The sequence below is a fragment of the Bariatricus sp. SGI.154 genome (genome assembly GCF_050313795.1).
Taxonomy (GTDB): Bacteria; Bacillota; Clostridia; order Lachnospirales; family Lachnospiraceae; genus CAMBRQ01.
Window position 1 is genome coordinate 22,255 of the sequence record NZ_JBNPMC010000041.1, and the last position, 8,623, is coordinate 30,877.

9 protein-coding genes are annotated in these 8,623 nt (G+C 44.4%); all 9 read right to left on the bottom strand.

What is annotated here, in order from left to right; translation table 11 throughout:
• Positions 1-10: 10 nt before the first annotated feature.
• Positions 11-592 carry an RnfABCDGE type electron transport complex subunit G gene (locus ACQRBN_RS14800; protein ID WP_427739794.1) on the bottom strand — a complete coding sequence of 194 codons (582 nt, stop codon included), beginning with the start codon at positions 590-592 and terminating at the stop codon, positions 11-13.
• The gene (locus ACQRBN_RS14805; protein WP_427739802.1) at positions 592-1,521 is read right to left on the bottom strand and encodes an RnfABCDGE type electron transport complex subunit D; all 930 of its coding nucleotides are present in this window, start codon (positions 1,519-1,521) and stop codon (positions 592-594) included. The genes ACQRBN_RS14800 and ACQRBN_RS14805 overlap by 1 nt, the downstream gene beginning before the upstream one ends.
• Before the next feature lie 54 nt (positions 1,522-1,575).
• On the bottom strand, positions 1,576-2,895 hold the full coding sequence (gene rsxC / locus ACQRBN_RS14810) for an electron transport complex subunit RsxC (protein ID WP_427739795.1): 1,320 nt from the start codon (positions 2,893-2,895) through the stop codon (positions 1,576-1,578).
• 180 nt (positions 2,896-3,075) lie between these two features.
• Positions 3,076-4,194 (bottom strand): 30S ribosomal protein S1, encoded by a 1,119-nt coding sequence (gene rpsA / locus ACQRBN_RS14815; protein ID WP_427739796.1) that lies wholly within the window; start codon positions 4,192-4,194, stop codon positions 3,076-3,078.
• Positions 4,175-5,032 carry a 4-hydroxy-3-methylbut-2-enyl diphosphate reductase gene (ispH, locus tag ACQRBN_RS14820; RefSeq protein WP_427739797.1) on the bottom strand — a complete coding sequence of 286 codons (858 nt, stop codon included), beginning with the start codon at positions 5,030-5,032 and terminating at the stop codon, positions 4,175-4,177. The genes rpsA and ispH overlap by 20 nt, the downstream gene beginning before the upstream one ends.
• Positions 5,033-5,044: 12 nt before the next feature.
• Positions 5,045-5,701 carry a (d)CMP kinase gene (cmk, locus tag ACQRBN_RS14825; protein WP_427739803.1) on the bottom strand — a complete coding sequence of 219 codons (657 nt, stop codon included), beginning with the start codon at positions 5,699-5,701 and terminating at the stop codon, positions 5,045-5,047.
• A gap of 23 nt (positions 5,702-5,724) precedes the next feature.
• Complete coding sequence (locus ACQRBN_RS14830; RefSeq protein WP_427739798.1) at positions 5,725-6,333, bottom strand: YcxB family protein; 609 nt, start codon at positions 6,331-6,333, stop codon at positions 5,725-5,727.
• Positions 6,334-6,351: 18 nt separating this feature from the next.
• Positions 6,352-7,581, bottom strand: a complete 1,230-nt coding sequence (locus ACQRBN_RS14835; RefSeq protein ID WP_427739799.1) for an NAD(P)/FAD-dependent oxidoreductase — start codon at positions 7,579-7,581, stop codon at positions 6,352-6,354.
• The gene (locus ACQRBN_RS14840) at positions 7,574-8,500 is read right to left on the bottom strand and encodes a MurR/RpiR family transcriptional regulator (protein ID WP_427739800.1); all 927 of its coding nucleotides are present in this window, start codon (positions 8,498-8,500) and stop codon (positions 7,574-7,576) included. The genes ACQRBN_RS14835 and ACQRBN_RS14840 overlap by 8 nt, the downstream gene beginning before the upstream one ends.
• Between the last annotated feature and the right edge of the window lie 123 nt (positions 8,501-8,623).

The following is an 8,623-nucleotide window of genomic DNA, read 5'->3' on the forward strand; positions in this document are numbered from 1 at the left end:
TAACTACCTCCTATTGAAATGCATTCTGATAATATCCGAGGGCAGCGTTCACAGCACCGGTTACCGCTCTTGATGTAATGGTTGCTCCACTAAGTGCATCAATCGGCTCTCCGTCCCCGCCGTCTTTAGATACTACGAACTTCTCAGCCTGTACGCCTTCATACTGTCCATAGAATGCCGGCTCTGTTGCCTTCATACCAAGACCTGCAGTCTCGCTAATAGACAGGATAGAAACACCATTCACGGTGCCATCGGCTGTAATACCTACTGTAACCTGAATGCTTCCGCCGAATCCGTCCTTATCCGTTGTAGTAACGATAAATCCCGCATCACCTACAGTACAGGCTTCATCAATCGTTGCATTCACACCCATGTCAGCAATTGCTTTGTCAGCAGCCGCCTGATCTACATCAACCTGCTCGAAATCATCCAGAGAAGCCTCCGGGAATACTTGCTGCCATGCTTCCTTCTTCGCGGTCTCTTGTGCTGCTGCGATCGGCGCCTTTGTGATCTCATATACAAGACCCAGACCCAGACCGGCAATCAGAGTGATCGCTGTAAGAATCAATGTATTTTTCAATATTTTATTCATTATTTCTCTCCTCCTTTACCAAATGGTTTTGGAAGAGTAACCCTTTCAATCAATGGTACTAAAAGGTTACTGATAATAATCGCATAAGATACACCTTCTGCGGAACCGCCAAAGAGACGGAAAAGTCCGGTCAGGATACCAAGCAGCATTCCATATACGATCTGTCCCTTCTTCGTAATCGGAGAAGTAACGTAATCGGTAGCCATGAACCATGCTCCAAGCATCAGACCACCACCACACAGGTGCGCGGTAATATACTGAGGATCAAAGAATCCTACATCAGGATTCGCAAAATGTCCGAAGATACCAATAAAGATTACGAATGTTACAATGTAAGTTCCTGGAATTCTTAAGTCGATTACGCCCATAAGAATCAGGAAGATCGCACCAATAATAATTGCGATCACAGATGTCTCACCAATGGTTCCAGGAATCGTACCGATCAGCATATCCATGCTGTTCACTGCCTCGCCAGCCTTAAGGTTCGCCAGTGGAGTAGGTCCTGATACACCGTCATAGATGAACGTCGTCATCTGGCTTGTAAATGAAATCAACAGGAAACATCTTGCTCCAAGAGCCGGGTTCATGAAGTTCTGTCCCAGACCTCCAAAGAGTTGTTTTACAATCAGGATTGCGAATATGCCGCCCAGGACACCCATCCACCATGGCGCGGAAGCCGGCATATTAAGTCCCAAAAGCAGACCGGTAACAACCGCACTCCAGTCATTGATTGTAATTTTCTTATGCATTAATTTTTCATATATGTATTCTGTCAGAACCGCCGATGCTGTTGTACAGATCAACATGATGAGCGCTGACAATCCAAAGTTCCATACACCAAAGGCAGAAGCCGGCAACAGTGCAATCGTTACATACAGCATGATATTGCCTGAAGTAACTTTGGAACGTATGTGTGGTGAAGATGACATTTTTAATCTATTCTCACTCACGTTTGTTCACCTCTTCCTCTTCTATTTGATTGATTATTTCTTCCTACGATTTGCCAATGCAATCTTTCTCATTGAACCAATTGCCTGCTTCAAAGGACGTTTTGCAGGACATACGAAACTGCAGGATCCGCATTCCATACACTCCAATCCATTGAATTTTGTAAATGTCGCCTCGTCATGATGTTCCGCATAATCTGCAAGTCTTGACGGAATCAGTCTGCTTGGACAGGCATCTACACAGCGTCCGCAGTTAATACATGCGGTAGGCTCAAACTTGGCAACTTCATCTTTCGTAAATCCTAGAATAGACGAAGAAGTCTTGGTAACCGGCACATCCAGTGAAAACATGGAGAATCCCATCATCGGTCCACCAGAAATCAGTTTCTCAGGCTCTACTTTGAATCCGCCAGCCGCTTCTACCAGTTCTGCCTGATTCATTCCAAATGGCACTCTGAAATTGCCAGGCTCATTCACTGCATCGCCACTCACGGTAACTACACGCTCCATAGATGGTTTTCCTTCAGCCACAGCCTGATAGATGCTGATCAATGTAGCCACGTTATCCACAACGCATCCTGCATCTGCCGGAAGCATCGCAGAGTTAATCGCTCTTCCTGTGGTCGCGTAGATCAACTGACGTTCTCCTCCCTGTGGATACTTGGTCTTTAACGCAAGTACTTCCATACGAGGCTCATCTTTTGTAAGTTCTTTTAATTTTTCGATACAATCTGGCTTATTGTCTTCCACTCCAAAGATACCTTTTGCATTATCGAAGAGTTTCAGAACTATCTTCATTCCGCCAACCAATTTCTCAGGTGTCTCCAGCATAGATCTGTAGTCCGCTGTAATATATGGTTCGCACTCTGCACAGTTGGCAATGATATAATCAATCTTTTCCGGCTCCTTCGGTGACAATTTTACCTTTGTCGGGAAACCGGCACCACCCATACCAACAACACCAGCGTTGCCGATTGTGTTCAGTATCTCCTCTTTCGTCATCTCGTCAAGAGGTTTTACAGCAGGGTACTCAACTTCCTCATACTCACCGTCATTCTCAATGACAATACTGTTGACTGTTCCTCCTGTTGGATTCAGATGCGGAGCAATGGCTTTTACTTTTCCTGATACCGATGCATAGATAGGAGCGGATACGAATCCTCCGGCTTCTGCTATCATCTGGCCTTTTAATACACGGTCGCCAACCGCTACTACCGGACTAGCCGGAGCCCCGATATGCTGGGATACTGGATAAACCAGGTCCCCTTTGGGTTTCACTTCGACAATCGCCTTATCTTTTGCCAGGCTCTTGCCGTCATCCGGGTGGATACCACCCTTAAATGTTAACAATGCCATCCCTTTTTCCTTCCTTCCTTTTTACTCTGTTTATACTATACATGAAATTTCCCCAATTATCCAGTGAATCCTGGGATTTCATTGTATATTTCCACGAACATCTTGTCGATTTTTTAACACACAAAAGATAGAGACCAAGTGGTCTCTATCTCTCATAATAATGCATTATTCGACTTCAAATTATTCTTCGACTGTTCCTTCTTCAGCAACATCTTCCACGCCTTCCATCTCTGGTGCTTCATCAGCAGCCGGCTCTAATGCTTTCATACTCAGACTGATCTTCTTATCAGCTTCATTCAGATCAACAATCTTAGCCGTAATCACCTGTCCTACAGATAATACATCTGACGGCTTATCAACATGTGCTTTGGAGATCTGGGACACATGAAGCAATGCATCTACGCCAGGTGCCAGTTCAATAAACGCACCAAAATCTGTCATTCTTGCAACTTTTCCTTCAAGCACTGTGCCAACTGCATACTTCTCAGCAGCATTCGCCCACGGATTCGTCTCCGGGAACTTAAGGCTAAGTGCAATCTTGGTATCATGAATCTCTTTGATCATTACTTCTACATTCTCGCCTACTTTGAATACCTTCTTAGGATTCTCAACACGTCCCCAGGACATCTCTGAGATATGAAGCAGACCATCTACTCCGCCAAGATCAATAAACGCGCCAAAGTCTGTTACGTTCTTAACGGTTCCTTCCATTCTGTCGCCCGGCTGAATCTTAGCAAATAACTCTTTCTGCTTCTCAGCACGCTCAGCAACAAGCAATTGTCTTCTATCACCGATCACACGGTTCCTTCTCGGATTGAACTCGCTGACCACGAACTCAATCTCCTGATCCTGATACTTGCTCAGGTCTTTCTCGTAGGTATCTGACACAAGGCTTGCAGGGATGAATACTCTTGCCTCATCAATGACTACGCTCAATCCGCCTCCAAGAATCTGAGTTACAGGAGCCTTCAGCACTTCATGATTCTCGAATGCTTCTTTTAATCTTTCATTACCTTTTTCAGCAGCCAGTCTCTTATATGTTAATAATACCTGACCTTCGCCATCGTTCACTTTCAGCACTTTTGCAGTCATTGTATCTCCAACAGATACCATCGTAGTCAGATCTGCATTCGCCTCATTCGTGTACTCACTTCTTGTAATGATACCGTCTGCCTTATATCCTATATTTAAGATGATTTCATCGGGCTTTACATCGATGACAGTACCATCTACAACCTCTCCATTTCTTATTGTCTTAAATGACTCTTCCAACATTTGTTCAAAAGTTAATTCTGACATTATTTTGAACCTCCTCAATTATATTATTGGGCGTGGATGCCCCTGCTGTAATACCTACTGTTTCCACGGACCTTAATTGATTCGTATCCAAATCGTCAAGTGTCTGTATATAGTACGTATTCAAACATTCCTTCTTACATATTTCAAATAACTTCTGAGTATTCGAACTATGCTTGTCTCCCACTACAATCATAGCCTCTACTCTCTCTGCAATCTGACGCGCCTCTTCCTGACGTTCTTTTGTCGCATTGCAAATCGTATTTAAAACAATTATATCATAACGCTTTTTAGCGATTATTTCAACTAAATCTTTGAATTTATTGTAATTAAATGTCGTTTGGGAGACGATACAGACCTTCTGGCTTACATTCTCCAGTCGAAAACCTTCAGCATCCTCGATTGTCTGAAGTACGCAAGCCTGTTCTCCTGCCCATCCTCTGATTCCTATCACTTCAGGATGCTCGCTGTTTCCTATGATTATGATATAGGAGCCTTTCGCACTCTCTTCCGCCACAATGTTGTGGATCTTCTTCACAAACGGACAGGTAGCATCTACGCAGACCACTTCTTTTTCCTTCAATTTGTCATAGATTTCTTTTGATACTCCATGGGACCGGATAATCACAACACCCGCTTCTATCTGATCCAGTTCCTCTTCAGAACGAATCACTTCCACACCTTTACTGGCCAGATCCTTAATCACTTCCTCATTATGGATGATCGGACCATAGGTATAGATCTTGCTTCCCTGATAGCGTTCCACCTGCTCATACACCGTATCAACCGCCCGCTTCACGCCAAAACAGAATCCGGCAGTTTTCGCTAATTCAACCTTCATATTTTTCTCCACCTATCTGCACAATTCTACAATTGTCCTGACGACCTCATCAATTGTCATACGAGAACTGTCAACAAGAACTGCATCCTCTGCTTTCTTAAGCGGTGCAATCTCACGGGTAGAATCACGCTCATCACGCTCTTTTATGTCTTTTGCAATCTCTTCCAGATTACATGCAACCCCTTTTTCCGTCAATTCGTCATAGCGGCGCTTCGCGCGTGTCTCTACGCTCGCTGTCAGGAACACTTTCACATCTGCATCCGGCAATACGCAGGTACCGATATCTCTTCCATCCATGATCACATCCTGCTCTTTTGCAAGTTCCCTCTGAAGTTCCAGAAGTTTTGCGCGCACCTCAGGAATAACGGAACTCTTAGATGCCATGTTTCCAACCGCTTCTTCGCGCAGTCTTGCAGTAATATTCCTTCCATTCAGATACACCTGCTGGGCACCCTCTTCATACCGTATGGTAACCTCCGCGTCCTTACACGCCTCGACAATCTTGTCCGTCTCGCCTGCCACAATTGCTTTTTCCAGGAAATGAATGGCCAGTCCACGGTACATTGCGCCTGTATCCACATAGATATATCCTTTTTCCTTTGCCACCAGTTTGGCAATCGTACTTTTTCCGGCTCCCGCCGGACCATCAATCGCTACATTATATCCCATCATCTTTCTCCTTATCTTCTTCCTTAAGCCTTATATGTCATCTTCTGGAATCCTTCTTTTGCTCCGGGACATTTGTCCTCAAGGAAACGTTTGAACTCTTCAATATCCGCATTCTCAAGCCCTGCTTTCGGAAATCCGAAAAACGGCTTTTTCCCATCATCCAGATGCACTACGATTCCTATGGTATCTTTGGACTCAATTAATTTGATCGCATCTGCATAGCGGTATTCCTGAGACTTGTTACTTGCATAATTGGTAAAATGATCCTCAAAAAACTCAACGCGTACTTTAAGTGGTTTTCCGTTTTTATTCATCTTCAATTTATATAACTGTTCTGCATCTCCAGTTGCAGAAGTCAATTCCAGCCATTTTCCGGCAGTCCTGGCGAATACTTCCCCTACAACATAAGCAGCCAGCCATAAGAGCAGCATCTTCATGACGATCAGAATATTCTCTGTAGGATTCCCTCCAAATGGCTTTCCATAATATATATACATTCCTATTGCAAACACTCCTGCAAACGAAACTATGATCCTGTAATTCTTACTTAGTCTGGAAACTCCATATAATTTCAAGGTATCCGCCAAAACCTCTTTTGTCTCTATATAATTCATCGTATACTGTGCCTTCATCCTTTTTCTCCTTTTCTTCTATATAATACTGCTTCCTGCCGCATAGGCCGTAGACCAGGCGATCTGCAGGTTGAATCCTCCTGTCAGTGCATCCAGATCCAGTACCTCGCCTACGAAATAAAGCCCTTCTACATATTTTGACTCCATCGTACCAGGATCAATCTCTTTCGTCTTGATTCCACCCTTTGTGATAATCGCTTCATTGTAATCCCGAAGCCCCGTCAAAGTCATCGTCAGATGCTTAATCAAATGCACGAACTTCTGACGCTCCTCTCTCGATATGACATTCACCTTCTTCTCCGGATCAATCCCACTTAATTCTATCATAACAGGAATTAATTTTGACGGGAATAATCTGCCAATCGCATTCTTAAACTGCTTATTGTGATTCTCTTCAAAATCCCTCAGCACCCTCTGATCCAACTGCTCCGCACTAAGAGCCGGCTTTAGATCTATCTCAAGTCTCAATTCCTGATCCTTTAATTTCTTACCAACATAACTGCTGGCGCTGATGATCAATGGTCCGCTAACACCATAATGTGTAAAAAGCATCTCGCCGAATTCCTGATACAGTTGTTTTTTACCCCGATAGATCGAAGCAGTTACATTCCGAAGGGAAAGCCCCTGCAGTTCACTTACCCAGGATTCTTTTGTCTCCATTGGCACAAGGGACGGCATACATTCCGCAATCTGATGCCCGTTCTCCGTAGCAAACCTGTATCCGTCACCCGTCGAGCCTGTTGACCGATAGGATAATCCTCCTGTTGCAACGATACAGGCATCTCCGCCTACCTTCGTTCCATCAGCCAGTTCAACATCCAGGAATCTCCCATTCTGTGCATGAACATTCAAGACTCTGGTATACAGATATATGTCCACGCCAAGACGCTTCATCTCTTTTTCCATCGCTCTAATGACATCCGAAGAATGATCCGACTCTGGAAATACCCGATCGCCTCTTTCAATCTTCGTGCGAACACCCAGATTTTCAAAGAACTGTATCACATCCTGATTCGTATATCCATAGAAACTGCTATATAAGAACTTCGAATTGCTGACCACCGATGAGAACAGCGTATCCATATCGCCTGCATTCGTGATATTACATCTGCCCTTTCCTGTGATAAACAATTTTTTCCCTAATTTTTCATTCTTTTCAAACACATGGACCTCGTGCCCATTCCTCGCCGCAATAATCGACGCGAACATCCCTGCTGCGCCGCCTCCGACTACCAGTACCTTACTCATTACTTCTATCCTCTATGCTGCCAGATAATTCTACTTTATCGCCCACCAGGTTCAGTTCATCCTTACTGTACACCTGATACTCGTCCCAGATCTGCTCTAACGTCTCTAAGGTCGTAATAACCTCCTTCTGCTTCTTCATGCACAACGCCACTACCAGCGCATTCACTACACTTAATGGTGCCACCAACGAATCCACAATGGATGCCATATCACTTCTTGCAATCAGATTGCAAGACGAATAGATTGTCATCGGAGAATGTACACTGTCCGTCAACGTGATAACCTTCGCTTTCCGGTTGCTTGCATATTCCAGTGCCTTCAACGTACGCATCGAATACCTTGGAAAACTAATTCCGATAATAACATCTTCTTCATTAATTCGAAGCATCTGCTCGAATATCTCACTGGAACTATTCGTATTCACCGCAACCACGTCATCACACACAAGATTCAGATAAAAGCACAGGAAACTCGCCAGCGGTGCACAACTTCGAATTCCCACCACATAGATCTTCCTTGCCTTCAGAATCGTATCTACCGCCAGTTCAAAGGCTTCATGATCAATCGCTTCCATTGTCATCTTGATCTTCTCAATATCCGACTGCAGCACAGATGCAAGAATCTCCCCTTGGCTGATCCTTCCATACGTCACTTCCATACGCTGAATCGAGTTCAGTTTCGTCCTGACCAGTTCCCCCAATGCTTTCTGAAACTCCGGATATCCATCATACCCCAGCGCTGTGGCAAACCGCACAACCGTAGATTCACTGACTCCGACTTCCTCTCCCATCTTGGCGGCGGTGAGGAATGCAGCTTTGTCATAGTCCTTCCGGATAAAATCCGCCAGTTTCTTCTGACCTTTGCTGAATTTGGGGTATCCATCATCTATCTTCTTCAATAATTCATTCTTACTTCCCATGCTATTGGTTCCTTCTCTCAAAAATTACATACGCCTCCATTATAATCCCTCTCCCCAACTATTGCAAATATTTCCCTGGTTGCGGAGGATATTTTTTAGTAAAAGGACGCAGTTCGGAGGGGA

Coding starts and splice junctions, on each gene's coding strand:
- ACQRBN_RS14800 (WP_427739794.1), bottom strand. CDS start 592: ATGAATAAAATATTGAAAAATACATTGATTCTTACAGCGATCACTCTG.
- ACQRBN_RS14805 (WP_427739802.1), bottom strand. CDS start 1,521: ATGTCATCTTCACCACACATACGTTCCAAAGTTACTTCAGGCAATATC.
- rsxC (WP_427739795.1), bottom strand. CDS start 2,895: ATGGCATTGTTAACATTTAAGGGTGGTATCCACCCGGATGACGGCAAG.
- rpsA (WP_427739796.1), bottom strand. CDS start 4,194: ATGTCAGAATTAACTTTTGAACAAATGTTGGAAGAGTCATTTAAGACA.
- ispH (WP_427739797.1), bottom strand. CDS start 5,032: ATGAAGGTTGAATTAGCGAAAACTGCCGGATTCTGTTTTGGCGTGAAG.
- cmk (WP_427739803.1), bottom strand. CDS start 5,701: ATGGGATATAATGTAGCGATTGATGGTCCGGCGGGAGCCGGAAAAAGT.
- ACQRBN_RS14830 (WP_427739798.1), bottom strand. CDS start 6,333: ATGAAGGCACAGTATACGATGAATTATATAGAGACAAAAGAGGTTTTG.
- ACQRBN_RS14835 (WP_427739799.1), bottom strand. CDS start 7,581: ATGAGTAAGGTACTGGTAGTCGGAGGCGGCGCAGCAGGGATGTTCGCG.
- ACQRBN_RS14840 (WP_427739800.1), bottom strand. CDS start 8,500: ATGGGAAGTAAGAATGAATTATTGAAGAAGATAGATGATGGATACCCC.